Genomic DNA, 19,597 nt, shown 5'->3' with positions numbered 1-19,597 from the left:
TCTCCATAGTCCTGTGGCGAGGGAGCTTGCTCCCGCTGGGTGGCGAAGCCGCCCCAAAACGTTCTTCCAGACAAACTGCATCAATCGGTCTACGACGGCTGCGCCGCCGAGCGGGAGCAAGCTCCCTCGCCACGGAGTGTGTATCTATTCAAACCATGTTGTAACTTGTTGCCGCCTTCGCGAGCAAGCTCGCTCCCACAGGAGATTGGCGGTGGGTACCCGTTCTGTGAAGCGCAGCCTGAACGCGTTAAGAGCTGCGAGCTAAGAGAAATCCGCAAACTGACTCAAATGAAGATTTTCTTGACGCACTGAATGTCCTGCAAATCCCTGCTCCAGGATTGAAACACCTACCGACTCAGCCTTGACTCATCGTCCCCGAAAAACTCGCCTCCACCGGCCCGATAAGAAAGACGGCCCCCACGCCATCCCATTGCACGGTCACACCCCCGCCATCACATTCAACCTCGACGGTGCTGTCCAACAAACCACGACGAATCCCATTAACAACCGCGCCACACGAGCAAGAACCTGAACCCAGTGCAATCCCTGCACCACGCTCCCAGATGCGCAGCCGAATATGCGTGCGATCAATGATCTGGACGAAATGAACGTTGGTCTTGAGCGGAAATAACGCGTTGGTTTCGATGGCCGGGGCAATCGTCGCGATATCAACGCTAGCCAGATCATCGACAAAATAGGTGCAGTGGGGATTTCCCATGCTGCACGCGGCAGGACTGTCGGTCAGTGGCAAGACAGCGGAGTCCAGCTCTTGCGCTAAAGGAATGTCCGACCAGCCGAAAAGCGGGACGCCCATGTCGACGGAAATGTCGCCGGTCGGAGTACGTTCGCAAGTCAGCAGACCACGGTGAGTGCGCAACGCAACCGAAGTCACATTTGCTTCGCGCATCAGCATATCCGCCGCCCCCCGCGTCGCACTGCCACAAACGTCCAGCGCGGAGCCATCCGCGTTCCAGAACATCACCCGCGCATCGGCATCGTCGCAATCGAGCAACACCGCGAGTTGGTTGAAGCCCACGCCCCGGTTCCGATCCCCCATTCGCTGGGCCATGGCACTCGTCACCGGGTTGGCCGAATTTCGCGAATCGACAATAACGAAGTCATCGCCATTGGCATGCATCTTTTGAAAGTTCAGCTGCATGCAAACGCCCTGCTGGAGATGGAAATGGAATGACCGTCGGGGTCTTTGGCGTTGGAAAAAGAATAACCATCCGCCCTGTGCGTAGCGCCAAACCTCAGGCCTTGGGCCAGGCACTTGGCCTTGAAACCCTCGACATCCTGGAGATCAAAGACAAGCTTTACAGTGCCCTGCCCGGTTTTAACGGCCTTCCCTGCCGGATGAAGCATCAGGATCGCACCACCGTTTGCAGGGCTCAATTCAGTGACGCGATCATCGACTGTTCTTTCGCTGGTAAAACCGAAATGACGCTCATAAAAGTCACAGGTCGCTTGAACGTCCCGGACATACAGCATGATTCGATTGAGTGACGGTTGCATGTGTTCTTCCTTGATCATTATTAGTGTTGCGTCTGCTCATACGCCTTAGTCATGACCTCCCAGGTCTTCGCGTCGGCAGGAATCAGATGCTCGATACGCAATGAGCTCATCGTGATGTCGAGCGGCATGCCGAAGGTGGTGAACGTTGACATGAACTTCAGCTCACCATGGGGAGACGTGACTCGCGTCAGCAACAACGGAGGCAGCTCGTTAACCCGCGCCGCAGAGCGGTGTGGGGCCGGCAGGCTCTTCAGAATCTCAGCCAACGCGGGATTACTCAAGGCTTCCCGAGAGGCCCGTTGCCAGGCCACTAATCTTATTTCCTCGGCGTTACTCAAATGATCGCCCAAGCCACCGGGTTGCAGCAGTGTCACCAAGAGGTTGAGCCCATCGGCTGCGTCTCTGGCAAGCCCCACCAGATCGAACAAAACTCCCGCGCTGGTGTTGGCTGCAAGGATGTCCCATTGAGCCCCCAGAACAATCGCCGGAGCGGGATTATTGGCGTGAAGGACATGATTAATGGCATCACGTACCACATCCATTGACGACGACGTGAGCGGTGTCGTTTCGTAGCGAGGGGCATAGCCACTGGCGAGGAAGATGTCGTTGCATCGTTCCAACGGAACATCCAAGGCCGTCAACAAGTTATGCAGAGTGCCCGGGCTTGGCTTGGCACGCCCTGTCTCGATGCAACTAAGGTGACGCTGAGATACCCCTGTTATCAATGCACAGTCCAGCTGACTCAGTCCGGCCTGTTGGCGCAAGTGACGCAGCTGCGCACCGGCTGAGGTTGGTGGCGTCGCTCGAGAAAAAGGTCGACTGGTCATCCGTTGACTCCGGCATTGCGGGCTCGTTCATCCATGACCTCAGAGGTCATTGAAACCATGACGGTCATATCACTAGCCTACCTCTACTGACCAATGAACGAGTCCAAGGAAGTAAAGTGAAAAGACCCTACGTTGCACTTGTCGTGCTGCTGCTTTTTTCAATGTACACGGCGAGTACTGTGTTTTTCGCCGAGCAATCACTCGTGGCGTTCGGCGTCAGGCTCATGTCTAGCCCAGACACCGCGCAGGTAGTCATCGATCTCTATCTGCTCGCTTGCATGGCGTGCGTTTGGATGTACAGGGACACTCGCTCGAAAGGCAGGTCGCTCATATCGTTGCTGCCCTACGTCCTGATCACGGTGATCTTTGTATCAATCGGTCCACTGTTGTACGTCGTCGTTAACGGATTTGGACGCCAATCGTCGGTGACGTCTACTCACCACCATTCACCTTTTTCTTAAGCCACGCCTCACGCGTCATCTCCCAGACCTCCTTGAGCAACGCCCCACAGACAAAATCCCCTTCCTGCGTCCCGATCAGGCGCATGCCTTCACGCTCCGATACCCTGCGCGAAGCCTGGTTGCCCACCGCTTTGGGTACTTGCATGACGGGGTGTTTCAGGGTTTCGAACCAGTAGGCATTGATCACTTCACAAGCCTCGCGCATGTAGCCCTGGCCCTGCCACTGCGGCGCCAGCCAGAACCCTCGGTTGTTGCCGGGCTGGTCGTACAGGCTGATGCTGCCGATGCTCTGTGCCGGCTCCTCGGCAAGGCGGATCATCCAGTGCCACTCGCGTCCGGCTGCAATAGCCGGGAGCGCATGGTCGCGCACGTATGTCAGCGCGCCGTCATCCGGGTAAGGCCAGGGCACGCGGCTGTCCAGGTAACGGACCACCTCCCAATGGGGAAATAGCTGTTGGATAGCCGGTGCATCCGTCAGTTCAAGGGGTGCGAGGATGAGACGGCGGGTTTGGAACGTGGGGCTGGGGCTCATGATGAAACGCCTTTTTCAACGTTATAGGGTCCTTGGAAAACCTCCACGCTAAAAGTTATCCGTCACCCTGCACAGTTTGCTGTCCTTCAAGAATGAACGGGGAAGCTGCGTCGTTGCCGCGGGCAGTTGCTTGAGCCTCACCTCACACTCAAAACGCCCCGCAGCGTCCAGTTGGTAATCCTCCCCTGCCTTAGGGACAAAGCTGAACATGTTGTAGCATCGATCACCGATGTAATGAAAAGAAATAGGCTCCCCGGCAGGCACCAGCAGCTCAGACATGACCGTGGAAGATGAGTATTTGTCGTCATCTGGCATGCCCAGGCTCTCGCCGTTGCGATTGGCGTAGCCATCGCGGAACGCCACCATGACGCCCGCGCCCGGCAGGCGGAAGTCCACACAATCGGACTGGGGTACGGCCCTGACCATGCCATCGCTGATCACTCGCAAGCGCGCGGTCTCACCACCGTCAGGCGTTGAATAGGGGTGCATCCGACAGCGCTCCGCAGCCGGTGAGCAGCGTCAGTAAGGTGAAGTTCCAGGCATGTCGCAGGACGCGGGACGTAGTACGCGGGTAAATGTCAGTCTGGGAGTTGAGAGGGCGAAGCGATTGGCTCACGATGACGCTCCATGCGGGTCAGATTTCCAGGGACAACGACGGTCGAGAGGAACGCGATGTCAGCGCGAGATTTTATAGAAGGTTCGGGGACTCGCTGCAATGGCCGGTGTGTCGGGGCGCACGCCTGATGATCCAGGCCCACTCAAACCTCATCGCCGGATTGGCCCTCGCAGTCGTCGCGACACTGAGCTGGGCGTTGAACTTCATAGCGCCCTACGTCACCGGCGCCTACACGATCTATGACTTGATGATCGTACGGTTCCTGATCGCCGGTGCCCTGGGCCTGGCTGTCGTGCTGCTCTATCGGGACCAACTGTGGCTCCTGCGTCGCGCTCAGGTGTTTCTGGCCGCAGGGCTGGGTGTGATCGGCTACCTCGGCTATAGCGCCTGCATCGCCGCCGGCATCATCTTCGGTGGGCCGGTGCTGACCCCGGCCTTTATTGGCATGGTGCCGGTCTTGCTGGCACTGCTGGGCAACGCCACGACCAAAACCCTCCAATGGCGCAAACTGGCAATCCCGCTGGGTTTTTTGACGGTTGGGCTTCTACTGTCGAACCTCGGCGCTGTCCATCAACCCGTTGCAAACGATGGCTCATGGCTGATGGGCTTGTTGTTTTCAATCGGTGCCGTGGTGTTATGGCTCACATTCAGCTGGTTGAACCAGCGTGCCTTGCTAACGCTGCCACCCCGCGCGTCAGGCGCGTGGACCGGCCTTATGATGGCTGGCGCCGGCATCGGCACCTTGTGCTTATTACCGGCGATACAAGCGCTCGACCTGCTCAAACTGCCGAGCCTGGGTTTTAGTGTTTCCGTTGCGGGGCCTTTGTATCTCTGGGGTTTCGTGATTGCGCTGATGTCATCCGTTGTCGGGGCCTGGGCCTGGAACGCCGCGTCCCGACGCCTGCCCATGGTGTTTTCCGGACAATTGATTGCCTTGGAGTCGCTGTTCGCGACGCTGCTTGGCTTGTGGTTTCATGGCCGGCTACCGACACTTTTGGAGACGTCAGGTCTTGCGGCTGTGCTTGTGGGGGTGATCATGGCGGTGCGTGTCATCCTGAACTCCCGTGGATCGACGACCGACCCTGCCCCCTGATCAGCAGACGACTGCCCTACCCCTTGTCCGACTCTTTGGCTGTCTTTCTGCGGCCCGTCGAAGTCACCACGTTGTATTCACCAGCACCAGTCTCCTCCACTGAATAGGCGGTCTGAGAGCCCTCTTGCAGAAGGTCATGAGCTGAAGTTTTACTGACGGGAAGAGGGACAGCTTCGACATGAGCCGTCACCTTTGATCAATTGCACAGGCGTGCAGGTCGCCTCAAAAGCGGCATTCGATTCGCGAAACTGGTCGCAGTTGCGCTGATAGGCCAGGATTTCGTCCTCGAGCTCAACGAGAATTTTCTCCTCCGTCTTGCTCAGTTCGCGCCCGTCGGTGAGCGCATCGAGCAGGTCGGTCGCACGTTCATAGTCGGCAGGGGTCTTGATGCCATGCACAAACTCACCGCGCAGGCGATCCAGTACCCCATGTAGCTCGCCAAGCGTTGCGATTACGGTTTGAAAGTCGTTGCGGGCTGCACTCATCGTCTTAACCCTTTGTTTCTTGCATACCAGACGTTGGCAACGTCGTAATCGGCATCCGTGTAGATGTGTTTGACGTAGAACGTCTGCCGATGTAGTTGACGCCACCGATCACCCTGAGATCATTGCCGCCTACGTCGATCACCACCCAATTCATTGCGGCTCTGGGTTTGAACAAGTCGCACCGTGCGTACCGAAAAGCTTTTGCAGGTCCGCGAACGCTTTCGGGCGCGCCATCCTCAAAATGCGCTGGCATCGATCAAGCCCGGCCTTGTCGTTCGGGTACAAAATCGCAGCGTCGTCAAAACGTGATGGCGTGAGTATATCCATGGGCGTCCTTGTCTTTGAGCCGATGGCACTCTGGTTGCGTTTTTTCACAACTACGGTTTTTTGGCAGCCGCGGGACTCATACGGTGGCAAGCAGGCGATTTGGCCGGCAGCATTGGGCCAAATGGGTTATCACCTACACATCCCGAGACAAAAACATGAACCCTGTCGACTCGAACCGCCTGAAAACCTGGCAAGCCCTTTCCTCGCTCTTCCTGGATACCGAGATCGACGACCTGACCTACAACTACATCGCTCGCGTCGTCCTTGAAACCCATTATTCGCCAAAGGAAATCCACAACATCCTGTGGAATGAAGTGTTCCCGGTGCTCGAAGCGAACCTCAGATCCGTTGCGGGTGAATGGGCGGGGTGGACGGATGAGTGGCTGCTGGAGCACCTCAGTGCAAGCGCTGAGCTGGAGCCCAGGAATGGCCGCGGCAGCATTGCCAAGGAGATTGCCAGGTGTTGGAGCCAGGTCGCGACGCGGCTTCCACCCGGATACGCTTGATACAACGGCATTGCCTCGTGACGAAGTAATGGCGGTAGATTCCAACGGCATACGCTGAGGATCAAATGTTTACGCCACATCGAGGTGTCGGGAATGAGGGTCGGGTTCGTTGTGGTCAAGCCTTTCAGCCATGAACTCTTGCTTGACCATTTGTATATAAGGCCCGGCGCGCAAGGATCAGGAATAGGCGCCGCTGTTCTCGATCATATTTTCAAGGAGGCGGATGCGGCCGCGCTCCCGCTCAGGGTGGGCGCCCTTAAGGAAGGCGCCTCGAATCGCTTTTACATCCGCCATGGCTTCCAATTCGTCGAAAGCAGCGGCGGGGGTTATGGTGTATCTGTGTAGGGGGTTCCGGTCACCGTGGGCCTAAAAAAGGCCCCCACACCTGGGCCGGGTGTGGGGGCCTGCTGAACATAAACGGCGTTACTCGTAACACGACGGGTCGCACCTTAGTTGAGAATTGGTCGTATTGGAGCCTATGGTATAATAAATTTGCACCAAACCAAAATTCATGCTAAAGGCAGAAAAATCAATGATCCATCAAATGACCCAGCAATTAACCTTCGACTTCGACACCGCTCCCGTCGAACACCCCGACCGCCCCATCCGCCTCCTGGCCACCCTGCCCTTTCCACCAGCCCCCACACCAGAACCTGAGCCGTTCTACGGGATCTTTTTGCCGCCTCGGATGCTCGACAAAAACGGCCATTACCGCCGATAAGGGGGTCCCTTAATCGTTGCTTTTTTGCACCACGATAGTGCAGCAGTCCCATGGTGGTCCCATGGGGCGATTTTTGGGACGCCAAAAACCACAAACCCCCGACTTTCTCTAGGAAAATCAGGGGTTTGTGCTTACAGAATGTGGCGGTGAAGGAGAGATTCGAACTCTCGATACAGTTTCCTGTATACACACTTTCCAGGCGTGCTCCTTAAGCCACTCGGACACTTCACCGTATCTCGACAAACTGTTCAGTCTGTCGAGGCGCGCTAATGTAGTCGAAAGCTTTTCCGATGGCAAAGGTTTTTTTCAGAATTTTCATGCGCTTAAGCATCGCCGAGCATTTCAAACGCGCCAGGGCATGGCAAACCGGCCAATCTTCGGCGCTATGCAGGCGCTGTTCTATAGATGAAGGCGAAGCGGGATGGGCGGGCCGGGCTGTTTGCAGGGCCTGGGGCTGACCGGTGAGTCAGTCACGGTGCTTTACCTGGCCTGCGGCGGTGGGTAACGTCTGAGACACTTCTCTTACAAGGAATAGCGTCATGAACGACTTGATTGCCTACCATCTCGAAGACGGTATCGCGACCCTGACCCTGAACAACGGCAAGGTCAATGCCATCTCGCCGGATGTGATTGCCGCGTTTAACGCTGCGCTGGACCAGGCGACGACGGATCGGGCGGTGGTGATCATTACCGGGCAACCGGGGATTCTGTCGGGGGGTTACGATCTGAAGGTGATGACCGCCGGTCCCAAGGAAGCGGTAAGCCTGGTCACAGCCGGCTCGACGCTGGCCCGTCGCCTGTTGTCCCACCCCTTCCCTGTCGTTGTCGCTTGCCCGGGGCATGCGGTGGCCAAGGGTGCGTTCCTGCTGCTCTCGGCGGACTATCGCATCGGGGTGGAAGGGCCGTTCAGCATCGGCCTGAACGAAGTGCAGATCGGCATGACCATGCACCACGCCGGTATCGAGCTGGCCCGTGATCGCCTGCGCAAGTCGGCGTTCCATCGCTCGGTAATCAATGCCGAGATGTTTAACCCACAGGGCGCGGTGGATGCCGGTTTCCTCGACAAGGTGGTGTCGGCCGAAGAACTGCAGGGCACGGCCCTGGAAGCGGCGCGTCAGTTGAAGAAGATCAACATGTCCGCCCACAAAAACACCAAGCTGAAAGTGCGCAAAGCCCTGCTGGAAACGCTGGACAGTGCGATTCTGCTGGATCAGGAGCATATGGGCTGACGCTTGTAGGAGCTGTCGAGCGGAGCGAGGCTGCGATCTTTTGATCCTTCGCTCCGGACTCAATTGGTAATGGAAAGATCGCAGCCTCGCTCCGCTCGACAGCTCCTACGAGCCAAGAGCGCGCGAGCCCTCCCCTAGAGCTGGGCTTTTTCCTACGCGCGTCGCTTAAAAGTCCGCAACCACTCTAGGCCACTTCTGTCGCGTCATTTGCAAACATGCGCTTAAACATCGTCCATCTCCTTCCTCTATAGTGGCAATTGCCGAAAACAGTGCACATCCGTACACTGCGCCACCTTTTGTCCCGATGGGGCCTGTAGATGCTGTTTGTATTGCGTATGTTATTGATGGGCCTGCATTTTGTACTGGCTGGTGTGCTTGGGGTGATTCTGGGCCTGTGCCGGCCATTCAACCCGGACAACAGTCGTTTATGTGCAAGGTTGTACGCGTTGCCAGCGATGTACATTTTGCGCCTGCGGGTCCGGACGCAGGTCGACACGCTGGTGAATAAGCCCAACGGCTGCGTCATCATCGCCAACCACCAGTCCAACTATGACCTGTTCATGTTCGGCAACGTGGTGCCACGCCGTACCGTGTGCATCGGCAAGAAGAGCCTGAAATGGGTGCCGCTGTTCGGGCAGTTGTTTTGGCTGGCGGGCAACGTATTGATCGACCGCGGCAACGCTATCAAGGCGCGACAGTCGATGCTGACCACCACCCATACGTTGCAGCATGAGGACACCTCGATCTGGGTTTTTCCGGAAGGCACGCGCAATCTGGGTGAGGACCTGTTGCCGTTCAAGAAAGGCGCCTTCCAGATGGCAATAGCCGCCGGGGTGCCGATTGTTCCGGTGTGCGTGAGCAGCTACATCAAGCACATGCGCCTCAATCGCTGGCGCAGTGGTGACATCCTCATACGTTCATTGCCGGCGATTCCTACAGCCGGGCTGAGCATGGATGACATGCCCCGGCTCATCGCCCAATGTCGCGAACAAATGCGCGAGTGCATCGCGACAATGGACCGGCAACTACAAGCCGCATGAATGAAAAACCCGCCCCTGTGCGGGTTTTCTTTTGCCGCCGAACTCCGCAGATTTTGCTGACTCTCAAGCTACAGGGCACGTTAAGCTGGACGCTGCCTGCCACTGCCATTTCCAATAAGAAGTGAACCACCATTATGGGTAGAGTCGTTGCTGCTGCGGTCTACAGCGCCGGTAAGAAAGTCACCAATATCACCCTCGACGAAGGCAGCGCCTGGGCTGCCAAACCTGGTCATTTTGTGTGGATCGGTCTCGAAGAGCCCAGTGCCCTGGAGCTGACCAACCTGCAGCGTCAATTCAACCTGCACGAATTGGCGATCGAAGACGCCATGGAGAAACACAGCCGTCCCAAGCTGGAGACCTTTGGCGATGCGCTGTTTATCGTCACGTATTCGCCGATACGCAAGGAAGGCAAGCTGCAGTTCATCGAAACCCATATCTTTGCTGGCAAGGGCTACATCATCACGGCCCGCAACGGCCACTCTGCGTCCTACGCCCATGTCCGGCAACGCTGTGAGGCACGTCCGCTTTTACTGAAACACGGGGAAGATTTCGTCCTCTATGCCATCCTTGATTTCGTGATTGAAAACTACCAGCCCATGGGGGAAGCCATTCACGCCGAAATCGATGAGCTGGAGCACAACGTCATGTGCAGTTCCCTGAACGAGCGTGACATCCAGAACCTGCACAGCTTGCGCCGCGACGTATTGCGCCTGCGCCGTTACGCGGCGCCCATGGTGGAGATCAGTGAAGAGTTGCAGAAACTCGACTTCCCCTTTATCGACAAGAACATGAGCCCGTATTTCCGCGACGTGCAGATTCATGTCACGCGGCAAATGGAAGACCTGACCACCCTGGCTGACATCGCCAGCCAGACCATCGAAGTCGGCGTGCTGCTCGAAGCGTCGCGCCAGAGCGTGGTACAGCGCAAGTTCGCGGCTTGGGCGGCGATCCTGGCGTTTCCCACGGCCGTGGCCGGGATTTATGGGATGAACTTCCAGGACATGCCGGAGTTGAGTTGGCAATACGGGTATTTCGCGGTGCTGGGGGTGATTGTGGTGGGCTGCTCGTCGCTGTGGTGGAGCTTCAAGCGATCGGGGTGGTTGTAAGCGATCGCTCTTCGCTCAACGCCAACTGTTCCACCGCTATCGCGAGCAAGCTCGCACACATGAGTGGTGATCTTTAGCCTTGGGTGGCTTCGGCCTGCGGCTTATGAGCGACGAAACGCATCATCCATTCCGCCACCGTGGTGCCGTGGTGCTCATGGGCCAGGCTCGCCACACCCTGGCTGTAGATCTGCTCGCCGAGGTGTTGCTGGCGAATCTCCAGCAAGGCCCGGGAATAATCGTGGATAAATTCCGGGTGCCCCTGGAAGCACAGCACCTGGTCGTTGATGTGATAGGCGGCGAACGGGCAGAAATCGCTGGAGGCGATGACCGTGGCGTTTTCAGGCAATTGGGTGACCTGGTCCTGATGACTGATGAGCAAGGTCAGATCTTCCATCACCGGGCTCATCCAAGGCGCCTTCGCGGCGAGCTTGTAGCGATGGGTGCCGACGCCCCAACCTTGGGTGGCGCGTTCGGTCTTGCCGCCCAGCAACAACGCCAACAGCTGGTGACCAAAGCACACACCGAGCAATTTATCGCCGCGCTGATAGCGCTCCAGCAGATAGGTCCTGAGGGTTTGAATCCACGGGTCGGTGCCGAAGGAGTCAGCCTTGCTACCGGTCACCAGATAGGCATCGAACGGCTCATCATCGCTGGGGTAGTGGCCTTCCATCACGTTGTACACCGTGAACTCAGCCGCGACAGGTTGCTGTGAAAACAGGCGCTGGAACATCTGCCCGTAACCCTGATATTGGTCGACCAGTTCCGGACGCAGGATATCGGTTTCCAGAATGCAGATGCGTAGCGACATAAAAAATACCTGACACGATGATGGGAATATTGCACATCCCAGAGCCTGCCCTGAAACACGGTCCCAAGGCAAGCCCCTTCCCGGCCCTGTCAGAACAGTTCGTGCCGAGCGGCTTTGTCCAACAACAAGGCCGGTGGCGAGAATCGCTCGCCGTATTGCTCGGCCAGATACTGAGCGCGACCGACAAAGTCCAGCAGGCCGTATTGATTGATGAACTGCAGCGCACCACCGGTCCAGGCGGCGAAGCCGATGCCGAAGATCGAACCGATGTTGGCGTCGGCCGTTGAGGTCAGCACCCCCTCCTCCACACAGCGCACGGTTTCCAGGGCCTGGATGAACAGCAGGCGATCCCGGATATCCTGCGGGGAAATCTGCCCGTCGGCTTTCTCGAAGCGGCTTTTGAGCGGCGGCCACAGGTACTTTTGCCCATTGGCCGGGTATTCATAGAAACCGGCGCCGGCGGCCTTGCCCGGTCGCTTGTATTCGTTGAGCAGCAAGTCAATCACAGCGAACGCCGGATGCTCAATCGGCGTTTTCCCTTCTGCGCGCAGGTCCTTGGTGGTTTGCTGGCGGATATGGCTCATCAGGCTGAGGGAAACTTCGTCAGCGATCGCCAGAGGTCCGACCGGCATCCCGGCCTTGCGCGCTTCGGTCTCGATCATCGGCGCGCTCACGCCCTCACCGAGCATGGCGATACCTTCATTGGTAAAGGTGCCGAACACCCGGGACGTAAAGAAGCCGCGACTGTCATTGACCACAATCGGCGTCTTGTTTATTTGCAGGACAAAATCGAAACCCCGGGCCAGGGTCGCGTCACTGGTACGCGCGCCCCTGATGATCTCCACCAGGGGCATTTTTTCCACCGGGCTGAAGAAGTGCAGGCCAATGAACTTCGTCGGGTCCGGCACGGCCATCGCCAGGCCGGTAATGGGTAAAGTCGAGGTGTTGGAAGCGATCACCGCATCATCTCCCACCACGGCCTGGGCGGCGGCCGACACACTGGCTTTCAGGGCGCGATCTTCAAACACAGCCTCGATGATCAGGTCGCAACCGGCCAGGTCTGCGTTGCTGTCAGTGGTGTGAATCCGCGCCAGCGCGGCTTCGCGTTGCTCGGCGGTGAGTTGGCTGCGGGCGACTTTTTTATCCAGCAACATCGCCAGACGGGCCTTGCCCTTCTCGGCCACCGCCAGATCGACATCCTTGAGTACCACTGCGATGCCGGCCATGGCACTGACATAGGCAATACCCGCCCCCATCATGCCCACGCCCAGCACGCCGACTTTTTTCGTCAGAAAAGGCGCAAAACCCTGTGGGCGAGAACCACCAGCCTTGATCTCGTTGAGCTGGAACCAGAAGGTGCCGATCAGGTTCTTCGCCACCTGACCGGTGGTCAGTTCGGTGAAGTAACGGGTTTCGATCAGGTGCGCGGTGTCGAAATCAACTTGGGCACCCTCCACCGCTGCGCAGAGGATTTTCTCCGGCGCCGGCAGACAACCCTGGGTCTTGTTCCGCAGGATCGACGGGGCGATTGCCAGCATTTGCGCCACGTTCGGGTCTGACGGCGTGCCGCCGGGCAGCCGATAACCCTTTGCATCCCAGGGTTGGATGACGCTGGGGTTGGCAAGAATCCAGGCCCGGGACCTGGCCAGCAGCTCGTCACGATCCTTCGCCAACTCATCGACCAAACCGACCAGCAGCGCTTGTTGTGGGTTGACCTTCTTGCCCTCGAGCAAATACGGCAAGGCCTTCTCCAAACCGAGCAGGCGCACCATCCGCACCACCCCGCCACCGCCGGGCAGCAGGCCGAGCGTGACCTCCGGCAGGCCGAGCGTGACCTCCGGCAGGTCCAGGGCCACACGATGATGGCAGGCCAGGCAGATCTCCCAACCACCGCCGAGGGCCGCGCCGTTGATGGCCGCCACCACGGGTTTGCCCAGGGTCTCCAAGGCTCGCAGTTGCGCTTTAAGCAGCAGGACCCTGTCGTAGAAAGCCTTGGCCTCGGGCTTACCGACCTTGACCAGTTCATTGAGGTCACCGCCCGCGAAAAAGGTGTGCTTGGCCGAGGTGATGATCACACCGGCAATCGAGTCCTTTTCAGCCTGCAAACGGGCGACACAGGCGGCCATGGCCTCACGGTACACCGCGTTCATGGTGTTGGCGCTCTGGCCCGGCAGGTCCAGGGTCAAGACGACGATCCGGTCCTGGCCGATTTCGTAACGGATGGCATCGGTCATGAAAAAGTATTCCTTGAAGTCGGGGCTCAGAGGCGCTCAATGACGGTGGCAATGCCCATGCCGCCGCCGACACAGAGGGTCGCCAGACCATAGCGCTGGCGACGCCCCTCCAATTCGTCGAGTAACGTGCCAAGAATTGCGCACCCCGTGGCGCCCAAGGGATGCCCCATGGCGATGGAGCCACCGTTGACGTTGACCTTGGCGGGGTCGATGGCCATGTCCTTGATGAACTTGAGCACCACCGAGGCGAAGGCTTCGTTGACTTCGAACAGATCGATGTCCTCCACCCGCAGCCCGGCCTTGGCCAGGGCCTTGCGGGTAGCCGGCGCCGGGCCGGTGAGCATGATGGTCGGGTCGGTACTGGTGACGGCGGTGGCGACGATCCGCGCCCGGGGTTGCAAGCCCATGGCACGCCCCTTGGCTTCGGAACCGATCAGCATCAGCGCCGCACCGTCGACGATGCCGGAACTGTTGCCCGGCGTGTGCACGTGATGGATGCGTTCGACATGGCTGTAGACCCGCAACGCCGTGCCGTCGAAACCCATCTGGCCCATGGCTTCGAAGCTTGGCTTGAGCTTGCCCAAGCCTTCGAGCGTGGAATCGGCGCGGATGAATTCGTCGTGGTCCAGCAGCACGATGCCATTCTGGTCCCGCACGGCGACCAGGGATTTAGCGAATGAGCCGTCGGCCCGGGCGCGTGCCGCTTTTTGCTGGGAGTGCAGCGCGTAGCGGTCAACGTCCTCGCGGTTGAAGCCTTCCAGGGTGGCGATCAGGTCGGCGCCAATGCCCTGGGGAACGAAATGACCGTGCAGGTTGGACTGCGGGTCCAGCGCCCACGCGCCGCCATCGCTGCCCATGGACACCCGGGACATGGACTCGACGCCGCCGGCCACCACCAAGTCTTCGAACCCGGAACGCACTTTCATGGCCGCCAGGTTCACCGCTTCCAGGCCCGAGGCGCAAAACCGATTGAGTTGCACGCCCGCCACGCTGACATCCCAATTGGCCACCAGCGCAGCGGTCTTGGCGATATCGGCCCCCTGTTCACCCACCGGGGTCACGCAACCAAGCACGATGTCATCGACCTGGCTGGTGTCCAGATCCATGCGCTGCTGCAAGGCGCTGAGCAGACCACCCATCAGGTTCACCGGCTTGACGCTGTGCAAGGCACCATCGACCTTGCCCTTGCCACGGGGCGTGCGTAATGCGTCGAAAATCAAAGCTTGGGTCATGAGGTCCTCGAAACCACGGGGGCAATGCGATGCCTTCAACCATAAGCCCAGCGGCGCCAGATTCAATGACCACAGCGCTCAATGACGTTGACGGCCACGCTCAGACGAACGGTAGCGAGCTATCGGGTTAATCAATTCAGGAGGGCAAGCTGTCTAGCAAAAGGGCGGACAGGAAGGTGGCAATAGGCCTCATAGCCCTTTCAGAGCGGTATGCACCAAGATGATACGAATTGGATCTAAGCCAAGGCAGCCGCGGCCCCTAATGTAATCCTTGTACAAGAATGTCGTCGGGTTTTGCCGAGACGCTTGTCGGACAGGAAGTACAATGCCAGCCGCCATGGATATGCAGGCTGGCTTTTAGGAAATAACAATAAAGGCGGGTCAGCCATGTTCAAACATTCGAAAGTTCGCCAAGCCGGACTCATTCTCTTTGCCACGACGCTGCTGTTGATTTTGCCGAATATCACCAAGGTGATCGGCTGAATCCTGCGCGAGGGCATCTGCATTATTCATTAGTTGTGTCGCCAAAAAATGTGACGGGTTCTCTGTTCGAGCCGCGATGGCTGTGCCAACCTTTGCGGCCCCCTCGACATGGAAGGCGATCGACTTGAAAGCTCTTATTGTGTTCGGGGCGTTGCTGCTCAGCACGCCCCTTTATGCCGCGCAACTGGTGCTGGAGTTGGGCGCGGGCACACGCACCTGGCAAACCGAAGAACTGCTCAAGCACCCGGACGCTCAAACGGTCCAGATCACTGATGACGTTTCCTACAAGAAACCCATGAGTTATCGAGCCGTTCCGCTGACGGCACTGTTGGTGGGCGTCCAAGCGGACGACCACCTGCAGGCCGTTGCCCTGGACGGCTTCGCTGCCGAAATGCCTGCGGCGCCGTTACTCAACAAGAGTGGGGCCCGAGCCTGGCTGGCGATCGAGGACCCGGCCAAGCCCTGGCCGCCACTGGGGGAAGGCAAGCACAGTGCCGGGCCTTTCTACCTGGTCTGGACCGATCCGCAGACTGGCCACATCAGCCCGGAACAGTGGCCCTACGCGGTGGCGACCATCAAGCGTCTGAAGGCCGTGGCCGAACGCTTCCCGGCTCTGTTGCCGGCGCCCAACCTGGCCAAGGACGATCCGATCAATAAAGGTTTCGAGCTGTTCCAGAAAAATTGCCTGGCGTGCCATCGGCTCAATGGCGCAGGCGACGCGCAGTTCGGCCCTGACCTGAACATTCCCTTCAATCCGACCGAATACTTCTCCGGGGATTTCCTCAAGCGCTACATTCGCGACCCACAAGCGCTGCGTCGCTGGCCCCAGGGCAAGATGCCCGGGTTCTCGGCTGCAGTGCTGCCGGATTCGGAGTTGGAGTTGCTGGTGGGTTATTTGAAGCATATGGCGGGACGCAAGCAGCCATTGGCCCCGTGAGATTGCTCTTGCTCCCGCTGGGCTATGCCCTGTAGGAGCTGGCGAAGCCTGCGATCTTTTGATCTTTTGATCTTTCGCTTGAGACTCAAGTGTCTGGGGAAAGATCGCAGCCTCGTTGCACTCGGCAGCTCCTACACAGCTCCTACAGAACCCAGCGGTAGCAAGCGTTCACTCGCCAGATAATTATTGTTGTTGCACCGTGATCACCGGTGCCGCAGGCACGACCAGCTTGGCATGCATCTGCTCGCAACCGCCGCCGCGGCGCATGCCACGCACCGGGCAGGCGTCCAGGTAATCCAGGCCCACAGCCAGCTTCAGGTGGCGCTCCGGGCGGGCCAGTTGGTTGGTCACGTCGAAGCTGTACCAGGCGTCGTCAAGCCAGGCTTCTGCCCAGGCATGGCTTGCCAGGTGCTCGCTTTCTTCGCTGAACAGATACCCCGAGACATACCGCGCCGGCACCCCCAGGCTACGGGCGCAGGCCAGGAAGGCGTGGGTGTGATCCTGGCACACCCCGCTACGACCGGCAAAAGCCTGGGCCGCACTGGTCTCCACCGCCGTGGTGCCAGGGGTGTAGATCATGTGCTGGTTCAGCCCGTGCATCAGGTCGATCAGCGCGGTGCGATCGCGACGCTGCTGGCATTGCTGCGCGGCGAAGGTTCGAAGGGCCTCGTCCGCCTCGGTCAGCCGGGTGAAGCGCAGGAACGGCAACGCCGACTGACTCTCGTGCTCGGCTTCGCGCAACGGATCGATATCCACCTGTCCGCGGGCGCCGATGATGACCGTTTCGTGAGGTTCGTCCAGGGTCAGTACGTGCAGGATGTTGCCGAACGGATCCAACTGCGCCCGCACCGGCCGGGGCAAATCCAGTTGCCAGCTCAGTACATGCTGACGTTCGCTGTCGTGGGGCGTCAGGCGCAGGTACTGGATGCTGGCGCGCACCTGATCTTCATAGTGGTAGGCCGTTTCGTGGCTGATCGAGAGTCTCATATGACCTCCAGGTAGGAACTGTGAATGGCATTGCCCAGTTCACGGACCCGTGGGATGAATTCGGTGAGCCAGGCATGCAGGCCCCCGTCGAGGATTTCGTTGATGCCGGTGTAGCGCAGGCGTGCGTCCATTTCAGCCGCCAGCCGTTGTGCCTGCCGGCCGTTGGTGCCCGGCAGGCTCGCCAGTATCTGGTTGATTTCTTCGGTGCAGGCACGCAGCGAACGCGGCACGTCGGCGCGCAACAGCAGTAACGCAGCCACATGGCGAGCACCCGGGGCGTCACGATAGATCTCGGTGTAGGCCTCGAAGGACGACAAGGCCCGCAACAAGGCGCTCCATTGGTAATACGCGTGGGCCGTGCCATCGCTGGCCGCGTCGGCCTGGTCACCGGCCATTTCGTAGCGGGCGTCGAGCAAGCGCAGGGTGTTGTCGGCCCGTTCGATAAAGGTCCCCAGGCGAATGAACCTGAACGCGTCGTTGCGCATGATGGTGCCGTAGGTTGCACCACGAAACAGGTGAGATCGCTCCTTGATCCACTCGCAGAAACGGCTCATGCCGTAGCGATTCAAGCCTTGCTCGGCGATACCGCGAATGTCCAGCCAGGTGGCGTTGATGTTCTCCCACATGTCGGCGGTGATTCTCCCACGTACCGCGTGGGCACTGGCTCGCGCGGCGCCAAGGCAACTGTAGATACTGGCCGGGTTGGCCGCTTCCAGGGCAAAGAAATGCAGCAGCCGCTCGGCGTGCAGCTCGCCGTGTCGCTCCCGGTAATCATCCAACGTGCCAGTGATCAGCAATGGCATGGCCAGCTCGTGCAGGCCGTCGCCACGCCCGTCCTGGGGCATCAGTGACAACGAATAGCTGACGTCGAGCATCCGTGCGAGGTTTTCCGCACGCTCCAGGTAGCGAGACATCCAGTACAGGTCCGAGGCGGTTCTACTGAGCATGGCAGTTCCTCAATCCTCGACTACCCAAGTGTCCTTGGTGCCACCGCCCTGGGATGAATTCACCACCAGGGAGCCTTCGCGCAACGCCACCCGTGTCAGCCCGCCAGGCACCACGCGGGTCTCGCGCCCCGACAGCACAAACGGCCGCAAGTCGATGTGACGCGGGGCGATGCCGTTTTCGACAAAGGTCGGGCAGGTCGAGAGCGACAGCGTCGGCTGGGCGATGTAGGCGTGCGGCTTGGCCTTGATCCGCTCGCGGAAGGCATCGATCTGCGCCGTCGTCGCGGCCGGCCCCACCAGCATTCCGTAACCGCCGGAACCCTGGGTTTCCTTGACAACCAAATCGGGAAGATTTGCCAGCACGTGGGAGAGCTCAGCAGGATTACGACATTGCCACGTAGGGACGTTCTTCAGGATCGGCTCTTCGTCCAGGTAAAAACGGATCATCTCGGTGACGAACGGGTACACCGACTTGTCGTCCGCCACACCCGTGCCGATGGCGTTGGCCAGCACCACGTTGCCGGAACGGTAGGAGGACAAAAGTCCCGGCACCCCGAGCATCGAGTCTGGATTGAAGGCCAGTGGATCAAGGAACGCGTCGTCGAGGCGACGGTAGATCACGTCCACCGCTTTCGGGCCATCGGTGGTGCGCATGAACACTTTGTCATCGCGTACGAACAGGTCGGCACCTTCCACCAGCTCCACGCCCATCTCCCGGGCCAGGAATGCGTGCTCGAAGAACGCGCTGTTGAAACGCCCCGGCGTGAGCACCACGACACTGGGATCGTCCAGCGGGCTGGAGCTTTTCAGGGTGTCGAGCAGCAGGTTCGGGTAATGGTCGATGGGGGCGATGCGCTGGGCGGCGAACAGTTCGGGGAACAGACGCATCATCATCTTGCGGTCTTCGAGCATGTAGCTGACGCCACTGGGCGTACGAAGATTGTCTTCGAGCACGTAGTACGTGCCGTCACCGTCGCGTACCAGATCGACACCGCAAATATGGGCATAGATGTCACGCTGCAGATCAAGCCCCTGCATCGCCAGTTGGTACTGCTCGTTAGCCAGCACCTGCTCGGCCGGAATGATCCCGGCCCGGATGATCCGCTGCCCGTGGTAGAGGTCGGCCAGGAACATGTTCAGCGCCTTGACCCGCTGGATGCAGCCGCGTTCGACCACCCGCCATTCACTGGCCGGGATGCTGCGCGGGATCGTATCGAAAGGGATCAGGCGCTCTGTCCCCTGCTCGTCCCCGTAGAGCGTGAACGTAATGCCGGCACGATGAAACAACAGGTCGGCTTCACGCCTGCGTTGCGCCAGCAGCTCATCAGGCGTTTCAGCCAGCCAGCGGGCAAACGCCTGGTAATGCGGGCGTACCTGGCCGTTGGTATCGTACATTTCGTCAAAACCGCTGCGGATCATGCCGTACTCCTTGTCACCCTGGCAGCAAGGCTTCGCAAGCCCCGTGCCATCGGCATAAACGCTTTATGATCAACGGGTTGGGTTCTCCTCTA

22 protein-coding genes, 1 tRNA gene and 1 pseudogene are annotated in these 19,597 nt (G+C 59.2%); 9 read left to right on the top strand and 15 right to left on the bottom strand.

Features of this window, described 5'->3' with window-relative positions:
- Positions 1-355: 355 nt before the first annotated feature.
- The 3 genes from dapF to AACY42_RS21990 are packed head-to-tail and all read right to left on the bottom strand — an operon-like array spanning position 356 to position 2,342.
- Positions 356-1,159 carry a diaminopimelate epimerase gene (gene dapF, locus AACY42_RS22000; protein WP_339482277.1) on the bottom strand — a complete coding sequence of 268 codons (804 nt, stop codon included), beginning with the start codon at positions 1,157-1,159 and terminating at the stop codon, positions 356-358.
- Positions 1,150-1,515, bottom strand: a complete 366-nt coding sequence (locus tag AACY42_RS21995) for a VOC family protein (RefSeq protein WP_339482275.1) — start codon at positions 1,513-1,515, stop codon at positions 1,150-1,152. The genes dapF and AACY42_RS21995 overlap by 10 nt, the downstream gene beginning before the upstream one ends.
- Before the next feature lie 20 nt (positions 1,516-1,535).
- Positions 1,536-2,342: a helix-turn-helix domain-containing protein gene (locus AACY42_RS21990; RefSeq protein ID WP_339482273.1), complete on the bottom strand. Its 807-nt coding sequence runs from the start codon at positions 2,340-2,342 to the stop codon at positions 1,536-1,538.
- 116 nt (positions 2,343-2,458) lie between these two features.
- Between AACY42_RS21990 and AACY42_RS21985 the strand changes: the two genes are divergently transcribed.
- Positions 2,459-2,803 carry a DUF2834 domain-containing protein gene (locus AACY42_RS21985; protein ID WP_339482272.1) on the top strand — a complete coding sequence of 115 codons (345 nt, stop codon included), beginning with the start codon at positions 2,459-2,461 and terminating at the stop codon, positions 2,801-2,803.
- Here the strand turns inward: AACY42_RS21985 and AACY42_RS21980 are convergent.
- From AACY42_RS21980 to AACY42_RS21970, 3 genes are read right to left on the bottom strand one after another with little or no spacing between them, the layout of a single operon-like run.
- Positions 2,775-3,335 (bottom strand): GNAT family N-acetyltransferase, encoded by a 561-nt coding sequence (locus AACY42_RS21980; protein WP_339482271.1) that lies wholly within the window; start codon positions 3,333-3,335, stop codon positions 2,775-2,777. The two genes, AACY42_RS21985 and AACY42_RS21980, sit on opposite strands and share 29 nt — an antisense overlap.
- Before the next feature lie 48 nt (positions 3,336-3,383).
- Positions 3,384-3,824: a hypothetical protein gene (locus AACY42_RS21975; RefSeq protein ID WP_339482270.1), complete on the bottom strand. Its 441-nt coding sequence runs from the start codon at positions 3,822-3,824 to the stop codon at positions 3,384-3,386.
- Positions 3,802-3,951: a hypothetical protein gene (locus AACY42_RS21970; protein WP_339482268.1), complete on the bottom strand. Its 150-nt coding sequence runs from the start codon at positions 3,949-3,951 to the stop codon at positions 3,802-3,804. Before AACY42_RS21970 ends, AACY42_RS21975 begins: the two co-directional genes overlap by 23 nt.
- A gap of 127 nt (positions 3,952-4,078) precedes the next feature.
- Between AACY42_RS21970 and AACY42_RS21965 the strand changes: the two genes are divergently transcribed.
- Positions 4,079-5,044 carry a DMT family transporter gene (locus tag AACY42_RS21965; RefSeq protein ID WP_339482267.1) on the top strand — a complete coding sequence of 322 codons (966 nt, stop codon included), beginning with the start codon at positions 4,079-4,081 and terminating at the stop codon, positions 5,042-5,044.
- A 149-nt stretch (positions 5,045-5,193) separates the two neighbouring features.
- On the opposite strand, the gene AACY42_RS21960 is transcribed toward AACY42_RS21965, so the two are convergent.
- On the bottom strand, positions 5,194-5,529 hold the full coding sequence (locus AACY42_RS21960; protein ID WP_339482266.1) for a hypothetical protein: 336 nt from the start codon (positions 5,527-5,529) through the stop codon (positions 5,194-5,196).
- Between the two features lie 150 nt (positions 5,530-5,679).
- Positions 5,680-5,856: a hypothetical protein gene (locus tag AACY42_RS21955; protein WP_339482265.1), complete on the bottom strand. Its 177-nt coding sequence runs from the start codon at positions 5,854-5,856 to the stop codon at positions 5,680-5,682.
- Positions 5,857-6,011: 155 nt separating this feature from the next.
- Here AACY42_RS21955 and AACY42_RS21950 point away from each other — a divergent pair, with 155 nt between their 5' ends.
- The 3 genes and pseudogenes from AACY42_RS21950 (at position 6,012) to AACY42_RS21940 (ending at position 7,083) form a co-directional block, all read left to right on the top strand.
- A complete protein-coding gene (locus AACY42_RS21950; protein ID WP_339482264.1) occupies positions 6,012-6,362 on the top strand; it encodes a DUF7079 family protein in 351 nt (116 codons plus the stop codon).
- Positions 6,363-6,434: 72 nt separating this feature from the next.
- Positions 6,435-6,707 (top strand): annotated as a pseudogene (locus AACY42_RS21945) (GNAT family N-acetyltransferase); the annotation flags it as partial.
- 199 nt (positions 6,708-6,906) lie between these two features.
- Complete coding sequence (locus AACY42_RS21940; protein WP_339482263.1) at positions 6,907-7,083, top strand: hypothetical protein; 177 nt, start codon at positions 6,907-6,909, stop codon at positions 7,081-7,083.
- A gap of 141 nt (positions 7,084-7,224) precedes the next feature.
- Here the strand turns inward: AACY42_RS21940 and AACY42_RS21935 are convergent.
- Positions 7,225-7,314: transfer RNA gene (locus tag AACY42_RS21935), tRNA-Ser, on the bottom strand.
- A gap of 308 nt (positions 7,315-7,622) precedes the next feature.
- Here AACY42_RS21935 and AACY42_RS21930 point away from each other — a divergent pair.
- From AACY42_RS21930 to AACY42_RS21920, 3 genes are all read left to right on the top strand, one after another.
- Entirely contained in the window at positions 7,623-8,312 is a 690-nt protein-coding gene (locus tag AACY42_RS21930; RefSeq protein WP_339482262.1) for a crotonase/enoyl-CoA hydratase family protein, read from the top strand.
- A 317-nt stretch (positions 8,313-8,629) separates the two neighbouring features.
- Positions 8,630-9,352, top strand: a complete 723-nt coding sequence (locus tag AACY42_RS21925) for a 1-acylglycerol-3-phosphate O-acyltransferase (protein ID WP_339482260.1) — start codon at positions 8,630-8,632, stop codon at positions 9,350-9,352.
- Between the two features lie 134 nt (positions 9,353-9,486).
- On the top strand, positions 9,487-10,458 hold the full coding sequence (locus AACY42_RS21920) for a magnesium and cobalt transport protein CorA (RefSeq protein WP_339482258.1): 972 nt from the start codon (positions 9,487-9,489) through the stop codon (positions 10,456-10,458).
- Positions 10,459-10,531: 73 nt separating this feature from the next.
- On the opposite strand, the gene AACY42_RS21915 is transcribed toward AACY42_RS21920, so the two are convergent.
- The 3 genes from AACY42_RS21915 to AACY42_RS21905 form a co-directional block, all read right to left on the bottom strand.
- Positions 10,532-11,266, bottom strand: a complete 735-nt coding sequence (locus AACY42_RS21915; protein WP_339482256.1) for an amidotransferase — start codon at positions 11,264-11,266, stop codon at positions 10,532-10,534.
- Positions 11,267-11,355: 89 nt separating this feature from the next.
- Complete coding sequence (locus AACY42_RS21910) at positions 11,356-13,500, bottom strand: 3-hydroxyacyl-CoA dehydrogenase NAD-binding domain-containing protein (protein ID WP_339482255.1); 2,145 nt, start codon at positions 13,498-13,500, stop codon at positions 11,356-11,358.
- 26 nt (positions 13,501-13,526) lie between these two features.
- Positions 13,527-14,732 carry an acetyl-CoA C-acetyltransferase gene (locus tag AACY42_RS21905; RefSeq protein WP_339482254.1) on the bottom strand — a complete coding sequence of 402 codons (1,206 nt, stop codon included), beginning with the start codon at positions 14,730-14,732 and terminating at the stop codon, positions 13,527-13,529.
- A gap of 607 nt (positions 14,733-15,339) precedes the next feature.
- Here AACY42_RS21905 and AACY42_RS21900 point away from each other — a divergent pair.
- The gene (locus AACY42_RS21900; RefSeq protein ID WP_339482252.1) at positions 15,340-16,152 is read left to right on the top strand and encodes a c-type cytochrome; all 813 of its coding nucleotides are present in this window, start codon (positions 15,340-15,342) and stop codon (positions 16,150-16,152) included.
- 183 nt (positions 16,153-16,335) lie between these two features.
- On the opposite strand, the gene AACY42_RS21895 is transcribed toward AACY42_RS21900, so the two are convergent.
- The 3 genes from AACY42_RS21895 to AACY42_RS21885 are packed head-to-tail and all read right to left on the bottom strand — an operon-like array spanning position 16,336 to position 19,505.
- A complete protein-coding gene (locus AACY42_RS21895) occupies positions 16,336-17,139 on the bottom strand; it encodes a transglutaminase family protein (protein WP_339482250.1) in 804 nt (267 codons plus the stop codon).
- Positions 17,136-18,086 (bottom strand): alpha-E domain-containing protein, encoded by a 951-nt coding sequence (locus AACY42_RS21890; protein ID WP_339482249.1) that lies wholly within the window; start codon positions 18,084-18,086, stop codon positions 17,136-17,138. The genes AACY42_RS21895 and AACY42_RS21890 overlap by 4 nt, the downstream gene beginning before the upstream one ends.
- A 9-nt stretch (positions 18,087-18,095) precedes the next feature.
- A complete protein-coding gene (locus AACY42_RS21885) occupies positions 18,096-19,505 on the bottom strand; it encodes a circularly permuted type 2 ATP-grasp protein (protein ID WP_339482247.1) in 1,410 nt (469 codons plus the stop codon).
- Positions 19,506-19,597: the final 92 nt, after the last annotated feature.

Origin of the sequence: Pseudomonas sp. RL_5y_Pfl2_73, from assembly GCF_963970515.1 — a bacterium.
Classification (GTDB): Bacteria; Pseudomonadota; Gammaproteobacteria; order Pseudomonadales; family Pseudomonadaceae; genus Aquipseudomonas.
The sequence above is the reverse complement of the archived record's forward strand: the minus strand, read 5'-3'. Positions and strand labels throughout refer to the sequence as shown.

Coding starts and splice junctions, on each gene's coding strand:
- dapF (WP_339482277.1), bottom strand. CDS start 1,159: ATGCAGCTGAACTTTCAAAAGATGCATGCCAATGGCGATGACTTCGTT.
- AACY42_RS21995 (WP_339482275.1), bottom strand. CDS start 1,515: ATGCAACCGTCACTCAATCGAATCATGCTGTATGTCCGGGACGTTCAA.
- AACY42_RS21990 (WP_339482273.1), bottom strand. CDS start 2,342: ATGACCAGTCGACCTTTTTCTCGAGCGACGCCACCAACCTCAGCCGGT.
- AACY42_RS21980 (WP_339482271.1), bottom strand. CDS start 3,335: ATGAGCCCCAGCCCCACGTTCCAAACCCGCCGTCTCATCCTCGCACCC.
- AACY42_RS21975 (WP_339482270.1), bottom strand. CDS start 3,824: ATGCACCCCTATTCAACGCCTGACGGTGGTGAGACCGCGCGCTTGCGA.
- AACY42_RS21965 (WP_339482267.1), top strand. CDS start 4,079: ATGATCCAGGCCCACTCAAACCTCATCGCCGGATTGGCCCTCGCAGTC.
- AACY42_RS21960 (WP_339482266.1), bottom strand. CDS start 5,529: ATGAGTGCAGCCCGCAACGACTTTCAAACCGTAATCGCAACGCTTGGC.
- AACY42_RS21955 (WP_339482265.1), bottom strand. CDS start 5,856: ATGGATATACTCACGCCATCACGTTTTGACGACGCTGCGATTTTGTAC.
- AACY42_RS21950 (WP_339482264.1), top strand. CDS start 6,012: ATGAACCCTGTCGACTCGAACCGCCTGAAAACCTGGCAAGCCCTTTCC.
- AACY42_RS21940 (WP_339482263.1), top strand. CDS start 6,907: ATGACCCAGCAATTAACCTTCGACTTCGACACCGCTCCCGTCGAACAC.
- AACY42_RS21930 (WP_339482262.1), top strand. CDS start 7,623: ATGAACGACTTGATTGCCTACCATCTCGAAGACGGTATCGCGACCCTG.
- AACY42_RS21925 (WP_339482260.1), top strand. CDS start 8,630: ATGCTGTTTGTATTGCGTATGTTATTGATGGGCCTGCATTTTGTACTG.
- AACY42_RS21920 (WP_339482258.1), top strand. CDS start 9,487: ATGGGTAGAGTCGTTGCTGCTGCGGTCTACAGCGCCGGTAAGAAAGTC.
- AACY42_RS21915 (WP_339482256.1), bottom strand. CDS start 11,266: ATGTCGCTACGCATCTGCATTCTGGAAACCGATATCCTGCGTCCGGAA.
- AACY42_RS21910 (WP_339482255.1), bottom strand. CDS start 13,500: ATGACCGATGCCATCCGTTACGAAATCGGCCAGGACCGGATCGTCGTC.
- AACY42_RS21905 (WP_339482254.1), bottom strand. CDS start 14,732: ATGACCCAAGCTTTGATTTTCGACGCATTACGCACGCCCCGTGGCAAG.
- AACY42_RS21895 (WP_339482250.1), bottom strand. CDS start 17,139: ATGAGACTCTCGATCAGCCACGAAACGGCCTACCACTATGAAGATCAG.
- AACY42_RS21890 (WP_339482249.1), bottom strand. CDS start 18,086: ATGCTCAGTAGAACCGCCTCGGACCTGTACTGGATGTCTCGCTACCTG.
- AACY42_RS21885 (WP_339482247.1), bottom strand. CDS start 19,505: ATGATCCGCAGCGGTTTTGACGAAATGTACGATACCAACGGCCAGGTA.